Annotated in this window: 11 protein-coding genes and 1 pseudogene; 5 read left to right on the plus strand and 7 right to left on the minus strand. The window is 39.8% G+C overall.

Features of this window, described 5'->3' with window-relative positions:
- Positions 1-27: 27 nt before the first annotated feature.
- Entirely contained in the window at positions 28-3,495 is a 3,468-nt protein-coding gene (locus tag ACFI34_RS14270; RefSeq protein ID WP_462673955.1) for a S8 family serine peptidase, read from the minus strand.
- 235 nt (positions 3,496-3,730) lie between these two features.
- Here ACFI34_RS14270 and ACFI34_RS14275 point away from each other — a divergent pair, with 235 nt between their 5' ends.
- Positions 3,731-4,201: a DUF2721 domain-containing protein gene (locus ACFI34_RS14275; RefSeq protein ID WP_006792500.1), complete on the plus strand. Its 471-nt coding sequence runs from the start codon at positions 3,731-3,733 to the stop codon at positions 4,199-4,201.
- 90 nt (positions 4,202-4,291) lie between these two features.
- Entirely contained in the window at positions 4,292-4,744 is a 453-nt protein-coding gene (locus ACFI34_RS14280; protein WP_008129412.1) for a c-type cytochrome, read from the plus strand.
- A 70-nt stretch (positions 4,745-4,814) separates the two neighbouring features.
- Here the strand turns inward: ACFI34_RS14280 and ACFI34_RS14285 are convergent, their stop codons facing one another.
- Both ACFI34_RS14285 and ACFI34_RS14290 read right to left on the minus strand, forming a co-directional pair.
- Positions 4,815-7,958 carry an efflux RND transporter permease subunit gene (locus ACFI34_RS14285; protein WP_462673956.1) on the minus strand — a complete coding sequence of 1,048 codons (3,144 nt, stop codon included), beginning with the start codon at positions 7,956-7,958 and terminating at the stop codon, positions 4,815-4,817.
- 11 nt (positions 7,959-7,969) lie between these two features.
- A complete protein-coding gene (locus ACFI34_RS14290; RefSeq protein WP_462673957.1) occupies positions 7,970-9,148 on the minus strand; it encodes an efflux RND transporter periplasmic adaptor subunit in 1,179 nt (392 codons plus the stop codon).
- A 288-nt stretch (positions 9,149-9,436) separates the two neighbouring features.
- Here ACFI34_RS14290 and ACFI34_RS14295 point away from each other — a divergent pair, with 288 nt between their 5' ends.
- Entirely contained in the window at positions 9,437-11,944 is a 2,508-nt protein-coding gene (locus tag ACFI34_RS14295; protein WP_462673958.1) for a zinc-dependent metalloprotease, read from the plus strand.
- Positions 11,945-12,009: 65 nt separating this feature from the next.
- Here ACFI34_RS14295 and ACFI34_RS14300 read toward each other — a convergent pair whose 3' ends face one another.
- The 4 genes from ACFI34_RS14300 to ACFI34_RS14315 form a co-directional block, all read right to left on the minus strand.
- Positions 12,010-12,798, minus strand: coding sequence for a PhzF family phenazine biosynthesis protein (locus ACFI34_RS14300; protein WP_462673959.1), 789 nt, complete (start codon positions 12,796-12,798; stop codon positions 12,010-12,012).
- Positions 12,799-12,814: 16 nt separating this feature from the next.
- Positions 12,815-13,288: a pilin gene (locus tag ACFI34_RS14305; protein ID WP_039038184.1), complete on the minus strand. Its 474-nt coding sequence runs from the start codon at positions 13,286-13,288 to the stop codon at positions 12,815-12,817.
- Positions 13,285-14,106: a hypothetical protein gene (locus tag ACFI34_RS14310; RefSeq protein WP_462673960.1), complete on the minus strand. Its 822-nt coding sequence runs from the start codon at positions 14,104-14,106 to the stop codon at positions 13,285-13,287. Before ACFI34_RS14310 ends, ACFI34_RS14305 begins: the two co-directional genes overlap by 4 nt.
- 64 nt (positions 14,107-14,170) lie before the next feature.
- Positions 14,171-14,785 carry a SemiSWEET family transporter gene (locus tag ACFI34_RS14315; RefSeq protein ID WP_462673961.1) on the minus strand — a complete coding sequence of 205 codons (615 nt, stop codon included), beginning with the start codon at positions 14,783-14,785 and terminating at the stop codon, positions 14,171-14,173.
- Between the two features lie 284 nt (positions 14,786-15,069).
- Between ACFI34_RS14315 and ACFI34_RS14320 the strand changes: the two genes are divergently transcribed.
- Both ACFI34_RS14320 and ACFI34_RS14325 read left to right on the plus strand, forming a co-directional pair.
- The gene (locus tag ACFI34_RS14320; RefSeq protein ID WP_462673962.1) at positions 15,070-16,203 is read left to right on the plus strand and encodes a PepSY-associated TM helix domain-containing protein; all 1,134 of its coding nucleotides are present in this window, start codon (positions 15,070-15,072) and stop codon (positions 16,201-16,203) included.
- Between the two features lie 49 nt (positions 16,204-16,252).
- Positions 16,253-17,403 (plus strand): annotated as a pseudogene (locus ACFI34_RS14325) (tetratricopeptide repeat protein).
- Positions 17,404-17,428: the final 25 nt, after the last annotated feature.

A 17,428-nucleotide genomic window follows, 5' to 3' on the forward strand; every position in this document is an offset into this window, starting at 1 on the left:
TTATTTAGTACTTAAGCGTTTTTAAGCTTACTTTTGCTTGCGACGACGCATAAATGCGAACGGTGCAACTAAAAGAGTTAACCAAGCTAATGAACCTGAAGAACTTTTCTTCTCTGGCTCTGGAGTAACAACAGCCGGAGGTACTACTGCAGTTACATTAACAGTTACAGTTACAGGCTCAGAAACATTGCCTCGAATATCAATCGCAACAACTTCCATTTCAGCAGTGGTATCACCTGCTAACATATTGGTGTCAGCAACAACAATTTGGCCTTGCTCATCAACACCTAAACCAATATTGGTGTTTGATTGAACGTAGTACTCAGAAACCGCTAAATCAAACTCAGCTTCTTCAATTGTAAGCGCGCCAACTACTGTACCATCGGCTGCATCTTCAGAAACTGAGAATTCACCACCCACTAAGATAGGCGCCTCAATAGCTGGTAATGTAAGCTCTTCACTTGTCATTGCTTTAATGATGTTTGTGCCAGCACCCTGAGATAAAACAAATGGACCACTTGCAGATACCATTGCTTTTTCACCAGGTAGAAGTGATGCAACAGCTTCGCCAGTTTCAAGCGAAGTCATTTGAACTTGTGGTTGAACACCAAATACAACTGAACCAGTTACACTGTCTGTCTCAGAGAATACACCTGATTGGTAGCTTGGGTAACCCACTGATACTCTGAAGTTCATTGGCTGACCAAGTAACGACCCATCGATGTTCATTAGCTCAGAACAACCAGTAAATGTGATTGTATCTTCACCTGCTGAATGAAGAAGTGGTGTACCCCACGCCCAACCATCGTTACCAGCGCCGTCAGTAGTACCGATCAATGTACGGCTACGACCTGGTGACGCAGTTGTACGACCACGGTCATTTAAGTTTTGTAAGAACTGATCAGCAACACCATCATTATCTGTATCGATTTCAACTCTGTAACCTGCTTGGAATGTATGCGTTAGCGGGTCACGTAATTGAATTGATGAAGTGATGTAAATACCTGAATCACAGAAGTCTGCACCAAATGCAGAGAATGTGCTCGACAGAATATTATACTCTGCCTCTTCCATTGTTTTCTCTGTACCTACTGCAATAATGCTTTCAGCCTGAGGAGTGATTTCAGTCTGGCCAGTATTTTCAAGTACTAGTGCAACTTTATTGTCAATCAGCTCGGCAGTATAACTTAGCTCTGTTGCTGCTTTTGGCATTGCATGATAAACAACGTGTAAATCGTGGGTTGTATCTGTTGACGCATCATCAAATACTAATGCACCATCAAACTCAATCGATGTTAGTGCAGCACTACGAGCAGCGATATCATCAGCACTAAATGGATTCTCTAATTCCCATGCAGGTAGTTTACTTGGGTCAACCATCATTGTGATGTCAAAGTTTACAGCTTGCCCAGCAGGGATTGTTACTGACTCTGGGAAATCCCAGCTAACAGCTTCAGTTTTTTCGTCGCTTTCGTAACGTGCTTCAGTACGAAGGTTGTATGTTTTCGCTTCAGTAGAGAAGTTTTTCACTGTGACCGTTTTAGTGATAGAACCGGCTTCTGCAAGGCTCACTAAACCATAAGAAAGGGCAGCTTGTTTTGTATCAAACTCAGCATTGTGTACCCATGCTGCAACAGGTAAATTCACAGCTTTAGTTACATCGACTAAACCAGCACCAATCATACTAATAGGCGCCAGCTCTGAATCAGGATTGATAGCCAATGGCTCGTTAGTAACTTCAAGGTTTGCCGCGTTCATAATTGTGGCTTTAATTTCAAACGCATTACGATTTGGGTGAGCCTCACGGATCATAGCAACCGCACCGGCTGTAATTGGACCTGAGAACGAGGTACCTGACACAGGATTAGTACCTGTTTGAGTTCCTGCTGCTGCTACGTCAATGCTCGTACCTGGCGCTGTAATTTCTGGTTTAAGTAAACCATCCATAGAAGGACCACGTGACGAGAATGTTGCAACCGCGCCAGCAGTAGATTTAAATTCAACACTAATATCAAATGTTGCAGGGCCGCCCGCCTCTAGCTGTGCTTTTAAAGCTGCACCCGCTGCAAAAGTAATACCAACGTTTTTAATTGTCACGTCAGCATCAAAGCCACCCATTGGTGCCGGTGTGCCATCGTCATTGTTATTTGCAATAAATACAAACTCTGCACCTTTGGCTTGTGCGTTTAGTACTTTTTGTGTAAATGCACAAGCACCACGGTCTATAAGTACCGCTTTACCTGTAAAATCAACATCGTCTGCAAAAGCATCACAGCCGTTTTGATTTGCTGTAGGGTATACTAAATCAATATCAGCGCCGGTTATAGTAAAGCCTTCTTGTGGGCCGAAGCTTGATATTTGAATATCATCTTCAACACCTGCAATCATTCCACTGGCAACACCCGACTCAGTTGTTGGATGTGTCATTGCACCAACAGATAAGGCATTAGGGGTTGTACTTGGACCACCAACACGGAATGGATTATCACCATCGTTACCGGCAGAAATTACCATATTAACACCTAACTCAACAGCACGTTGAATTAGGTATTGTGTACCACCACCAGTGTAAGTATCACCAAATTCACCACCAAGAGACATGTTCATTACGTCAACACGATCTGAAATATCCCCATCACCGTTAGGATCCATTGCAGCCTCTAATGCAGCTGCTTGTGCTGCACTTGGACAACCACCACCACATACAGAATATGCGTATAGCTCAACCTCTGGTGCAATACCGTTTACAGAGTTTGCAGACGATGTACCATGATTTGTTGGATCACCTGTTGACGGTGAATTTGCAGCATCATTTTCAATTGGATCTGCATCATCACGAATAAAGTCATAGCCACCTTGTACAATGCCTTGCGGCCATGTAACCGTTGTAGGATCTTCTTGTGCTGCTAGGTATGCTTCAACAGTACCTGCACCGCCAAATGCTGCGTGAGTATAGTCAATACCTGTATCTAGTACTGCAACGCGCTGACCTTTACCACTTACAATACCATCAGTAACTAATGGTTTAGCGTTAATATAATCAGAGCTTGCTGCAACGTGAAGTTCACGGTCAAACATTGGTAATACTTTTGCAACGCGGTCATCTTTTGCAATCTGCTTTAAAGCTTCAGGTGTTGCTTGAACGATTAACGTTGGAGCAAGAATCTTTGTTTTGCCAATTACTTTTGCATCAAAGTCTAAATTACTCAACTCTGCAGTCATTATGTCTTGAAGCTGCTCAACCTGAGCTGTTATTTCACGGCTACTTGAAGCCTGATAAGTTCCAGCAGTTACTGCATCCACAGATGTTGCTGCTTTAAGAACGATCATATGAGCTGAAGGCTCTTTTTTGTCTGCTGCAACTTCAACTACTTGCTCTACTTGTTTGTAGTTAACATTTGCTTTTGGTAATTCAGCGGCACTTGCAAGTGTTGCCACAAATGCGCTAGAAACAGCTGTCGCTATCGCTGTCTTTTTTACTATACTGTTACTCATGAGTTCCCCTAAGATATTTTATGTATTATTGTAGTCACATTAATAAAGCAAATTACAATGTATGAACGAATATAAAACGTTCATTACCCACCAAGCAACACTTTGGTTACAAATAAGCGTAAAACATATAAGAAATAAAAAAAATAAATGACAAGCAACTGATATATATAACAAAAAAAACACCTCGCTTTTGTGAATGTTTGTAAACAAAAACTGCATTATCACTAGGTACTTTATGAATAATGATGTAATCAACATTTTAACTATGGCTAAAGTAATACAAACAGCCGTTGCACCAGTGTTTTTAATAACGGGTATTGCTGCAACCCTTGGCGTTTTATCAAACCGCTTGGCTCGTATTACAGACCGTGCGAGGCAATTAGAGCGCAAGTTAAAAGTAAGCACCGATGAAGATTTTAATAAATCACTCGCAACAGAACTTCGCGCTCTATTAAAACGATCCCGTTGTATACATATAGCCTTTAGTTTAAGCGTTTTGAGCGCTTTGCTTGTATGCGCAGTAGTTATGCTATTATTTTTATCTCACATTCAATCAATAAACTTAGGCGTTACTATCGCTAGTTGTTTTGTGGCTGCTATGGCGTTGTTAATATGTGCGTTTATGTCGTTATTAGGTGAAGTTTTCTTAGCAACTCGCAGTATGCGACGAGGGATGATATTTGCTGATATTGATATGAACGATTAACTTTTAGTTAATTTTTCTGTATTAGCTTGAATAAAACCAATTGCTAAGATACAAAGCAATAGTCAAAAAATAGTTAACAGGGGCAATAATATGAAATTTAAAAAGATTCTAGCGGGTGCATTACTAACAACATGCGCGCTAAGTGTATCTGCAAACTCTGCGTTTAAAGAGCCAAGCGACGCGATTGAGTACCGCCAAAGTGCATTCTCTATGCTATCAGTTCAAATTGGCGATATGGGCGCAATGCTTAAGGGCAAGGTTCCATTTGATGCAGAACAATTCAAAATGCGTGCAAATAACGCAGCAGCGCTTTCAAAAATGCCTTGGGAAGCTTTCTACGCAGGAACAGACAAAGGCGATACATCGGCACTGGCTGCTGTATGGTCTGAAAATACGGTATTTGTTGAAAAAGCCAATGCGTTTGCTGCAAACGCAGACAAACTTGCTCTAGCTGCCCAATCTGGCGACAAAGCGGTTATTGGTAAAGCCTTTGGTGCTTGGGCGAAAGGTTGTAAAGATTGCCACAAGCAATTTAAAGACTAATTAAAAACATAATAAAAACAAAAAAGGACTGAGTGTTAACATCCAGTCCTTTTTTATTGTTTAGCAAAAATCAGCTATCAACAGACACTTCTACACTTCTTCGTTTAAAAATACGTCGGTAAGTGTTTTTAAATAAGGCCCCAATATCACCTAATATAATGTACAAACAAGGTACAAGAATAAGCGTAATTAAGGTTGCAAACATAACTGCAAATCCCAGCGCAACTGCCATAGGTATTACAAACTTAGCCTGTAGGCTGGTTTCAAACATAATAGGCAACACACCAGCAAACGTAGTGATTGAGGTTAGCAATATTGCTCTAAAACGCGCACAGCCGGCTTCAATTACGGCATTTTTAATACTAACACCTTGCTTACGTACCTGGTTTACATAGTCGGTCATAACCAAGGAGTCATTAATTACAACACCCGCCGCAGCAATAAGACCAAAGCCAGACATTAAGCTCATATCCAAATCAAACCAGTAGTGCCCCCAAATAGCCCCCGTTAAGCTAAACGGAATAACCGACATAACAATAAGCGGTTGTGAATAGCTTTTTAGTGGTACAGCAAGCAGTATGTAAACTAGTATCATGCCTCCAATAAAAAACAACATTTGCTCATTGGCTTGCGCCTGTTGCTCCTCAATAGCACCACCAAGTTCTGATTTAACGCTTGGGTATTCTTCTTTAAGCTGTGGTAATAGGTTTTCTTTTACCTGTTTAACCACTTCGCCCGGCTCAATTTGCTCTTCATCAATACTGCCGTATACATAAACAGTTCTGTACCCACCTTCCCGGCGAATGTAGCTAATACCGGGTGTTTCGGCTAGCTCAACCACATCACCCAATAACACTTCGCGCCCGGTTGGCGTGGTCACCACTGTATGTTTAAGTGATGAAAATGCTTCGCGTGTGAGTTTAGGGTAACGAACCATCACACGGACTTCTTCACCATTTCTAATTACGCGCTGTGCTTCGCCACCATAAAAGCTGGCTCCCACTTGATTGGCAATGCTAGCTAAGTCTAACCCCAAATCAAAGGCAACGGGTTTTAAACTCATTTGCACTTCTTTACTTGCAGGATCTATGGTTGAGCTTATATCAAACAAGCCTTCTTGCTGTTGAAGCAATTGAATAAAACGGCGCCCAGCTTCGTTTAATGTATCAATGTCAGACCCAAATAGTAGATAACCAAACTCGCCACCACCATTGCCGCCACCGCCGCCTACGTCGTCTTGAATAGTTAACGATTTAACACCCGCAATAGTAGGCATGGCCTCACGCCAACGGCGCGACAATTCAAACGCATCGTAAGGGCGTAAGTCTTCATCAACTAATGGGGCTAATAATTGCGCTTCAGTACGGCCTTGGTTAAACACAAGTAAGTCGCGGATAATTTTTTGACCTGTTTGACGCTCTGTTTCTTTATCTACCTCAAGCACCATCGCTTCTATTTCACGAATAGCATTAATAGTTTGAATGTCGGATACGTTATCATTCATTTCAATATTAATTTGTGGGAAATCATGCGGTACTTTAGGTGAAGGAATAGTGCGCACCTGATTTGAAGCAATTAGTGCAAAAGTCACGACTAATAAAGCAATAAAACTAAATAAAACAGTCCAACGCCATTCAACACACTTAGAAACAAAACGTTTATATGGGCCGTTTACAAAACCAAAAAAGCGGGTATTAAATCTATCTCGCCAGCCACCTTTTTTAATAGGAGTAAAATGTGTATGTGCAATATGCGCAGGTAGTATGAGCTTCGATTCAATTAAGCTAAATGCCAAACACAGCATTACAACAACAGCAATACCGTAAAAAAAGGCACTTTCAGGGCCGCTCGAAAGCGTAAACGGCGCAAATACGGCAATGGTAGTAAGTACACCAAATGTCGCTGGGGTCGCTACACGCTTTGCACCACGTACTACGTTATCAACACCGCCGCCACTTTTTTCAACCTCACTGTATGCGGCTTCGCCTATGACAATGGCGTCATCCACCACAATCCCTAGCACCATGATAAACGCAAATAACGAAACGATATTTATGCTAATACCAAATAGTGGCATCACCATCATCGCGCCTAAAAAGCACACTGGTAAACCTATCATTACCCACAACGCCAACTTAAAGCGTAAGAATAACGACAACATAATTGCGACTAAAATCGCACCTTGAAGAAGGTTTAATTTCATCATATCTAAGCGAGCATTTAGGTAGTACGTCATATCCATCAAAGGTTCTATACGCACACCCGGTGGGAGCTCTTTATTTTTTTGATCAATATACGCTTTAACCGACTCAGCTACCGGAATAATATTTTGTGATTGCGTTGCTTTTACTGATAAATAAACAGCATTTTCACCATTAAACTTAAAATAACGTTCACCTTCAGTAAATTGATCTTTAATTGTGGCAATATCTTGCAGTAAAACTTTGGCACCATACTCGCCAATTTTTACCGGAATTTGTCTAAATTCTTCACCTGAATAAAATTGGTTTTCAACACGAACTGATATAACGCCCGCATCAGTTTTTAACTGACCTGCCGAAAAGTTAGCTGAGTAACGACGCACGGCATTCATAACATCTGAAATTGTTAAGTTGTACTGGCGTAATGTATCTGGGTCGATTTCAATCGCTATTTCATCAAGCGGTACATCATTGACCACAAGCGATACATTAGATAATTGCAGCAATTCATCTTCAATATTGTTTGCTATCGGCTTAAGTTCAAATAAAGGCAAGTCAGCAACCAGTGTCATGCCTATTACATCTTGTCTGAATTCAATCTGACTTATGGTGACCGGCTCCATGCCGGCTGGAAAAGTAGCAATACCGTCAACACGAAGTTTTACTTTATCAAGCACATCGGTGAGTTCTGCGTCTGTATGAATTTCAAGACTTGCAGAGCCGCCGTTTCTAAATGCGCGATACACGCCTTTTTTTATTTCGGTAATATCTTTAAGTGATTCTTCAATTTTTATAAGAATACTTTCTTCAATTTCCTGAGGAGAGGCGCCTGGGTAATTAGCGTTTACGTTAATATAGTTAATTTCTATATTAGGAAACATCTGTCGCTGAATCGTTTTGTAGCTTAAAAAACCCATTACGATAATAAACAACATCATTAAGTTTGCAGCAACCGAGTTATTGGCAAAATAAGCTATTAACCCTGTTTGTTTTGTTTGTGTTGATTCACTCATTGTATTACACCTTAAAGCTGTTGCGTATTTGAGGTGCTCACATCAGAGCTTTCAGGTACCGGTTGGGCACCTGCTATTTTAACTTCCATTCCCTTTTGAGGGTATTCTGGTAACGTAACCACTAGCTTATCATCAGCTTTTAGGCCACTACTAATATAGAAGTACTCGCCTTCTTCTCGTATTACCGTTACCTTTCTTGGTTCAAGGGTTTGGTTTTCACCAACTACCCAAACGGTTTGGTTGTTAACAAGTGCCTGAGGTAAACGATAGATATTATTTAATGTTGTACCAGCAAAATTAACCTGTACGTAACTGCCAAACTTAATTGCTGGCTGCTTATTTTTAAGGCCATACGGGTCTTCAATTCGCACCACTAAACTGCTCATACGTGTTGCGTTATCTACAATACCTAAATCGCGGTCAATAACACCTTCACGGGTAAAGCTATTAAGGCCTTTTTGAATAACGGTTGCAGTAATACCTTTAATACGCTCAGGCAAAAACACACTATCAAAGCCTGCAATAGGAATAATTACTTCAGCAGTTTCTATATTGTTTAGCTCAGCGACTTGAGAGCCCATTGTCACGTATTGGCCCACACCTAAATTACGGCTCACAATAAGTGCATCGTAAGGTGCTTTAACATCACAGTTTTCTAAATCTCGCTGCGCACGTTTTAATGCTGCTTGAGCTGATTTAACATTTGCTTGCGCACTAAGTACTTGAGGCTTACGTAAAAATAAATCAGTACGCGCTTTACTTGGAAAGCGTTTTGCTTCGTCTTCAGCTACTTTTGCTTGCGCTTGTTCTTCAATTAAACCCGCTTGGGCACGAGCAAGTTCAGCTTCAGCCACGAGCACTGCAGCTTCGTAGTTATCTTTTTCAATCGAAAATAAGGTTTCACCACGTGCTACAACCCCACCGGCAACAAAGCTCGGATGCCAACTCAGTACCTCTCCCGATACCTGTGCAGACAGTTGTGTATTTTCCAGCGGCTTTACTTCGCCATAGCTGTTAATTACAACCTGATGGTCGTTAGCCGAAACCGGCTCAACTTGAACCGTTGGTCGCGTATCAACTAACGCTTTTTTTTCTTGTTCATTTGCAAGCGCGTTTATTGCTTTAAAACCAACAACTCCTATAGCAAGCGCAACAAATGGAAAAACCCATCTAAGTGAATTTGTTTGCATATCCTAATTACCCCAAATTTCTATTAACGCCATAATAACAGAGCTTAATTAAACAATTACGTGACATTTGTAAGCAACTGTTACAAATGTGCATTAATTATACTTCTCGCAATTACTCGTTCAATTATAAATTAGATTATATAGCCATAAAATTATATTTTGTTACAAACTTTTACTATTTAAAATCAGTACATTAAATAAAAAAGGTATTATTTCATCGATTTGTTGTACGAAACAAATTGAAATTACGTACAGTAAAAATAAATTAAAAAACGAAAAGATGACATTATGAAACTAACCACCCTAACTCTTGCGCTCAGTATTGCTCTAAGCGGCCATGCTTTTGCAGATGACAAAAAAGACGAAAAAAAACCAAAAACATTAAGTGAAATGATCAAAGGTCAAACCGAATTTGCCGGTATATTTAACCTTTATCAGGACGAAAAAACGGGTAAGCACTTAATGGTCATTAACGACTCGCAGCTTGATACTCCTTTCGTTTATTTTGCTCATACTGTTGATGGGGTCACTGATGCTGGACACTTTCGTGGATCGTACCGTGAAACCAAACTCATTGAGTTTAGAAAGTACTTCGACCGTATCGATATTATAAGTAAAACACCTCGTTATAAATTTGACGAAAACAGTGCCATTTCAAAAGCCAGCAATGCAAACATTAGTGAAGCTGTGCTTGCGAGTATTAAAATAGAAAAAGAAGAAGACGGTAAAATTGCATTTAACGTCAATAAGTTATTTTTAAGTGAAGCACTTCATAAAGTATCTCCTACTATAAATCCCGCAGATAAAAATGCGAAAAAACGTTTTAAAGTAGGCAAGCTAGACAGCAAAAAATCGCGCATTATTAAACAGCGTCCTTACCCTAATAATTTAGACGTTGTCGTCGATTACGTATTTACCAATGCAAGTCCAACCATTCGTGGCTCTGGCGCAGTAAGTGACCCGCGTAGTGTTTCGGTGAAGGTTCAGCATTCATTTGTAGCACTCCCACAAAACAACTACCAGCCTCGTTTAGACGATGCGCGCATTGGTTATTTCACAAACCAGTTTGATCAAATGACGTCAACTGATTGGACGCCTTACGAAGATGTAATTAAGCGCTGGGATTTACAAAAGAAAAACCCAAGCGCTGCACTTTCAGAGCCTGTAAAACCAATTACATGGTGGATAGAAAACACCACACCAATAGAGTGGCGCGACACAATTAAAGACGCTGTACTTGCATGGAACAGCTCTTTTGAAAAAGCAGGCTTTAAAAATGCCTTAGAAGTAAAAATACAACCTGATGATGCCGACTGGGATGCAGGCGACATTAATTACAATGTACTGCGTTGGACCTCATCGCCAAAACCACCATTTGGTGGCTACGGGCCTGCACTTGCCAACCCGCTAACAGGTGAAATACTGGGCTCAGACATTATGCTTGAGTTTGTATTTATGAAAAATCGCTGGATTTACGACACCCTTTATACACAAGGCGCTATGAGCCACAGCAATAGTACACATACTGGTGAATTAAACTGCTCATTAGGTCATGAAATTCAACAAAACCTTATGCTTGCAAAAGGCTTAGCTGCTGGCGATAGCATTAAAGAAAACGAAATGATACGCCAAGGGTTAACACAGCTTATTCTGCATGAAGTAGGGCATACGTTAGGCCTTAACCACAACATGAAATCATCTATTTTGTGGGATGAAAAGGAAGTCCACGATAAGAGTAAAACTCAAGGTATCGTAACGGGCTCAGTAATGGATTATGCACCGGCTAACATTGCGCCGATTGGCATGCAGCAAGGTGATATTTTTCAAACTAAACCAGGCCCATACGACGACTGGGCTATTAACTACGGATACAGCGTAGCGCTGGCTGATGAATCTGCCGAGCAAGCTCGCCTTAGTAAAATTCTTGCGCGTTCTAGTGAGCATGCTTTAGCATTTGGTAACGATGCAGATGATATGCGGGCGCCGGGCCGTCATATCGATCCCCGCGTAATGATTGGCGATTTGTCATCAAACCCAGCAGCGTATGGTGCAGACCGCATGGCACTTATTAATAAACTGTTTACTGAGCTTAAAGATAAAGCCACTGTTGAAGGTGATTCTTACCAGCAACTTGTTACCTCAGCTAATAGCTTATTTGGCCAGTACAGATCGCAGGCAGGTATTGTATCTCGTCAAATTGGTGGGGTTTATGTAGAGCGTGCAGTTGTAGGTGATGCAAACGCCGACAAACCTTTCACGCCAGTACCACTTGAAAGACAAACCCAAGCCATGGAAATTCTAGCCGAATACGTGTTTGCGCCTGATGTATTACAAAGCATGCAACCGCTTTATAATTTCATGCAGCAACAGCGCCGCGGGTTCAATCACTATGGTAAAAATGAAGACCCTAAACCTCATAAAATGATTTTAGGAATGCAAAAGTCTGTGCTTGCACAACTATTGCATCCGGCGGTTTTACTACGTATTTCGGATTCCGCTTTATACGGAAACGAATATAGCTTAAATCAATTTATGGGGGATTTAACAGCGAGTATTTTTGTTAAAGACGCAGAGGCCAGCTCAATCAGTCATAACCTACAAATTGAATATGTAAACCAACTGATCGCCATTGCAGGTTTAGGCAAACCAAGTAAGTTTGATAACCTCGCTAAAACGGCTGCGTTATATCAGCTAACCGAAATAGCGGATACAAGCCTGTCATGGGGCGCAGATACCGCAGCTAAAGCACATAAAAAATACATTGATCGCTTAATTGCAAAAGCACTAGAAGCGTAAATAGTTGTAACAAAAAAAGGCCACGCTGATTGTGGCCTTTTTTATAAACTTAACTCAAATCACCCTTAAAGGTAAATTGTGCCTTTTAAATACCTAACAGCATGACCTGTTAATGTTACCGTTGACTCCCCTACCTCGCACTGTAAATGCCCGCCTCGGCTAGATGCCTGATAGGCAGTTAATTGTGTTTTACCTAACAATTGTGCCCAGTATGGAGCAAGCCCTGTATGAATAGAGCCCGTAACATAATCTTCATCACCACCGCTGGCTGGCCAAAAATAACGAGAAATAAAGTCGTATTCATCACTAGGTGCTGTTGCAACTACATCGTGTGGCGCTAATGTTTTTAAGAGTAGCGACTCGGTAATTAAGTTCTCCACCTGCTTAGCCGATTCATAAACAGCAAAGTAAGCTTGGCGATTTTTAAGTACTTTAACCGGTTGTATAGACAGCCCATTTAATAATGCCTGTGGCGGAGCATTAACTTCTTGTGGTGCTTGTTTAGGGAATGTCATGGCGAAGCTGCCATCGCTGTTTTTATTTACAATCAGCTCGCCTACTGCATCAGCGATAAACCGGATTTGCGATACATTATGTTCTTCACATAATACATACGCAGCAGCTAGCGTGGCATGGCCACAAAAGTCTATTTCCATTAACGGTGAAAACCAACGAATAGCAAAACGGCCATCGGTTTGCTGGCAAGTAAACGCAGTTTCAGATACGTTGTTTTCAGCGCCTATGTTTAGCATTAGGTCATCATCCAACCACGACTCAAGTGGGATAACAGCTGCATAATTGCCTTTAAATAAAGCGTGTGTAAACGCATCAATTTGGTGAATAGTTAATTGCATTAGCTTCCCTAGTATTTTAAATACACGCCGAGGGTAATAAATCTTTTGGCACTGAGGTTTTATTTTCACCAATCGCTTTCATACCTGTGACTGGCTGATCAAAGCCGCACAACCAAGAAATTGGGCTAGAGGGGCTGCCCTCAACAACTGCTGGTCTAAACGTTAATGTGGTATTTTGTAAAGGCCGAGATGCTTTGTTGCCTAAAGCAATATGTATGGCACCGTTTTTTATAGTAATTCCCGTTACCCTATTCCCTATTAAGTATTGACTAGCAGGCACACCCGCTTCTTCATTATTATTAGGAAAACGTTTATTCTCGAGGTAATACACTGTTACGTCTTCTCTTATTGCAGCAGCCATAGCAAGGGGATCAACAAGCTCTGCCTTTTGCATGTATTTACTGTATTGAGGCAATGCTACAGCGGCCAAAATACCAATAATTGATACAACCACCATTAACTCTATGAGTGTAAATCCTTTTGCTTTCATAATACTTCTCCAAACATAAATAGTGGTTTATAGGCCGCTGATACAAACAAATAAATAGAGACAACAATCACTGCACCATAAACGATTATAAGTTTATTAATAAAGTACTTTGCTCGCTGATTAAACTGTTTTAACTGCTGCTGTAACAGTACTTCAAACTCATTTTGAGCATTTAACCCCAGCGCTTCACACTCATATAAATGCTTTGTTTCTGTGGTTGTAACACCTGAATTTACTGAGCTTAATGGAAAGAATAAAATAGCAGTTAGTGTTTCGTAGTTTTTGATTAGTTTTCGTGGGAAAAACACTTTAAACAAGCCTGAAAACGGCTTTAACTCACTTAATATACATGCGTTTTTGAGCTTTAAAATTGCGCTAAGTATAAAACTAAGCAGCAAAAATAATAATATGATCGGAACATGCCAATAGCGAAAATAGTTATCAAAGATATTGTGATCATGTTGTTGATTCATGCTGTACATGTCTATAAATGCAGGGACAACAAAAAGTTGGTAAAGAAGAGAAGATAAACAAAAAAACGCAAAAACAAACGTCAAATAAACAAGCCAGCCTTTATGCTCAAATTTAAAATCGTTGATTAATTTGGGTAAGCACTGGTAATAAGTTGCACTTTTTTGTGCGGCTACTTCGTCTTGCGACACAACACCTGCAACTAGCGCTTTTGCAAGTTCACTATCGTCGTTATTGCCTTGATATATGCTTAGGCTCGCCTTCTCACTTAATCTTAGCTTGTCGCTTTTGCTTAACTGTGCTGAACTATTTATCCGGCACAAATAGCCAAATTGCTCCCAATTCATACTCTATCCTTTGAATAACGATAAAGTAACATGCCATATATTTACCTAAATATAAATGAAAACATTAAGCCATTACTGGTCGCATTTTATAATATTGCATGCAACCAAATTGCACGGCATTAGTCAGCAACAACATGATAAACATAAGTAAGTGTGAAGTACTAGGTGTGGTATTTGTTAACTCAACAACTAAGCCACAAATGCCCGCTATAAATTGCAAACTAAAGTAACGAGCACTTAAGTTACTTACATCACCTGTGCGCAGCGTTTTGTAGGTTTGTGGCATTACGCGCACTGAGCTCATCACCAATCCTACATAGGTAAGTGCGTTGAGCACCCATGCGGTATCAAAGTTTGGACTTAATAACAGCGAAAACGGCATAAGCGAAAAGCCAAGCATAAGCACTAACTGAAGCCGTTCTTGCTTTGCGGCGTTGTAACGGGCAAAAAAGTACAATATCAAGCCGCTTAATACGCCTGTTACAAAAAAAGGTAAAGCAATAAAGTATCGCTCAAAATAAATGTTATACGTTATGAAATAGAAACTCTGTGCGACTCCAAATGTCATCATCAGCAAAGATAAACCAGAAACACTTCTGTTTTTTCTAATTTTATTTAGCAATGGTAAAAAGCTAAAAAGTAAAATAAATGAAGACAAAATAGGCAAATAGTGCGCCAAAACAACCTCGCTGTTACATAACGGTTACTTTAATTACTTAATAAAAACATTTATTAAACATATGTTTTAAAAGGCTTTTACTGTGAGCGCGGCATTGTAGAGTGAAGTTAATTTAACTCAACTAAATAGCAAAAACCCTTTTTAGTAACTGGAAACTTATATTTACAAAATATGTTATGTAATGTGCACAGTTTATCAGTTTTCCGAATCCTTGCACTGGCACTATTAAATACAAATAACAATTGATATCATTTGCATATAAATAATTTAGATAATAATAACCCATGAGAAAAACACTTTTCAAAATTCATAGCTGGATTGCTCTCATTGCAATTATTCCATTAATTGTAATTAGTATTACCGGCAGTGTGCTCGTATTTAAAAGCGAGATAGATGGCCTACTTATGCCCGAAAGTCATTTTGTGATTAGCACTCAACCTGGACGCTTGAATATGGATGAGTTAATTTCCATCACTCAGAACGCTTACCCTGAGTATGTCATCGGTAGCTGGGAAATTTTTAACGACGATACTGCTGATCGGGTTTACTTAATCGAGCGCGAGTCGCAAGTTTGGTATAAATTTCATTTAAATCAATATACTGGTGATATTTTGTCAACTCCCGTGGGAACGAGCCATTATTTTACAGATTGGTTTTTAGAACTGCATTACACCTTTTTACTCAATGATTTAAAAAGCTTACCAGGCCAAACAGGCACCGTTTTAGGGTTCTTTTTTGCTTTATTTTTATTGGTGCTCGGAATAACCGGCCTTATTATTTACCGAAAGTTTTGGCAACGCCTATTTACCGTGCGTTGGCGCGCAACATTACAAATCGTATTAAGTGATATTCATAAAATGACTGGTGTTATTGGTTCACCTATTTTAATTGTTTTAGCTATAACCGGTGGTTATTTTAATGGTGCCGTTTGGTATCACGAAGTACTTGAACATGCTGAAGAAGAACATCATGCCCTAACCAAAAACCTGTATAGCAAAAATGTTTCCTTTCAAGATATTTTAGATGACAGCAAGCGACAAATAGCCACGTTCAACAGCACTTACTTGGTTATGCCATTAGAGCCTGACGACAACATTACTGTATTTGGTGAAGTAAATTCTAATAACCCACTGGCAAGTGAATACGCTAATACCGTTTCGTATAACAAAATCACTGGTGAGCATATTGCCAATTGGGATATACGCCAAGTAGGTCTTGGCTGGAAAGTGCTAGACAGCTTTCGTAAGCTTCATTTTGGTTATTTTGCTGGCCTAATAAGTAAAATACTGTGGAGTTTTATAGGGCTAAGCCCACTATGGCTAAGTGCTACTGGCTTTTATTTATGGTTAACACGCCGCAAACGTAAAAAACAATCGCAAAAAAATCGTCATAATAAACAACGTATAATAACTTCTTGATTAAAAAGTCACCTCAAGGTAATGATTAAAAATCACATTGAGGTGGCTTATGAAATCTATAGTATTAGTTACATTATTTTTGGTATTTTTAAGTGCATGTAAAAGCACTCCAACAACGCCTACAGTTGAGCAACCCCAGCTTACCGCGCTTATTAATCACACCCGCTTTAAACAAATAGACACTCCCAGCGAGTTGAATATTTTTGAATTGCCAAACGCCGAAAGAAACGCTTTTTAGCTTATGCCGACCAGCAATAACTTAATGGTGTTAGAACCGATCGTATCATTTACAACTATTTAGAAAATCAACTTAGCGATTTTAGTTATCATGGTGACACATTAACTTCTTCGCAAACTCTTACTCGCGCACACGGCAACTGTATTAGTTTAGCGGTTCTTACTCAAAGTTATGCAAATGCGCTGGGTCTAGAAACCAGCTTTCAAGAAGTTACTAGCGAACCTGTGTATGCAAAAGAAAGTGAAATGGTCTATGTAGCTAATCATTTTAGAACCATGGTATATGCACCAAAAGTTGAGAAAAAAGATAACGTTATTCAAGTTTTTCGCCCAGGTACCCTTATTGATTATTTTCCTACACGCGGTAGTTTTTATTCTGGCAGCGCCAGCTACAACGACTTAGTGGCTAAATTTTATGGCAACTTAGCAGCTAAAGCATTTGCTGAAGAAAATCTTAACGCTGCTTATTCTTTTATTTTACAAGCCAATAAATTTACCCCGAATGATCCTGAGCTTTTTAACATGGCGGGTATGTTACATCGCCGTGCAGGAGATTTAAAAAACGCAGAAGTAATTTACGAAACAGCAATAAACAATAATTTATCGAGCGTCAATTTAGTTAATAACTATCAACTATTAGCTAAACAACTTGGTAAAACTGTACTTGCAGAGCAACTAAGCAGCCAATTAAATTACAAAGAAAGAGACCCTTATGAACTACTTGCTCTAGCAAAAAACGAATTACAAACCGGTTATATTAATCGAGCAAAAGACCACTTAGAGCTCGCTTTATTTAAAGCCCCCTATATCTCTGAGTTGTACTTAGAACTTGCTAAAGTTCGCTACCAGCAAGGTAAAACTGAGCGTTCAAAGCGACTTCTCAAAAAAGCAATTGAATACGAACGAGACGATAAAAAGTTAGACGTATATCAAGCCAAATTGTTGTCGCTACAATATAAATAGCAGGCTGAATTGAACTGTGGTTAAT

The organism is Pseudoalteromonas sp. PSi26 (assembly GCF_054960575.1).

Bases quoted from the DNA above. Each gene is read 5' to 3' on its own strand.
- ACFI34_RS14310 (WP_462673960.1), bottom strand. From the start codon at position 14,106: ATGAATTGGGAGCAATTTGGCTATTTGTGCCGGATAAATAGTTCAGCA.
- ACFI34_RS14285 (WP_462673956.1), bottom strand. From the start codon at position 7,958: ATGAGTGAATCAACACAAACAAAACAAACAGGGTTAATAGCTTATTTT.
- ACFI34_RS14305 (WP_039038184.1), bottom strand. From the start codon at position 13,288: ATGAAAGCAAAAGGATTTACACTCATAGAGTTAATGGTGGTTGTATCA.
- ACFI34_RS14280 (WP_008129412.1), top strand. From the start codon at position 4,292: ATGAAATTTAAAAAGATTCTAGCGGGTGCATTACTAACAACATGCGCG.
- ACFI34_RS14300 (WP_462673959.1), bottom strand. From the start codon at position 12,798: ATGCAATTAACTATTCACCAAATTGATGCGTTTACACACGCTTTATTT.
- ACFI34_RS14290 (WP_462673957.1), bottom strand. From the start codon at position 9,148: ATGCAAACAAATTCACTTAGATGGGTTTTTCCATTTGTTGCGCTTGCT.
- ACFI34_RS14295 (WP_462673958.1), top strand. From the start codon at position 9,437: ATGAAACTAACCACCCTAACTCTTGCGCTCAGTATTGCTCTAAGCGGC.
- ACFI34_RS14275 (WP_006792500.1), top strand. From the start codon at position 3,731: ATGAATAATGATGTAATCAACATTTTAACTATGGCTAAAGTAATACAA.
- ACFI34_RS14270 (WP_462673955.1), bottom strand. From the start codon at position 3,495: ATGAGTAACAGTATAGTAAAAAAGACAGCGATAGCGACAGCTGTTTCT.
- ACFI34_RS14320 (WP_462673962.1), top strand. From the start codon at position 15,070: ATGAGAAAAACACTTTTCAAAATTCATAGCTGGATTGCTCTCATTGCA.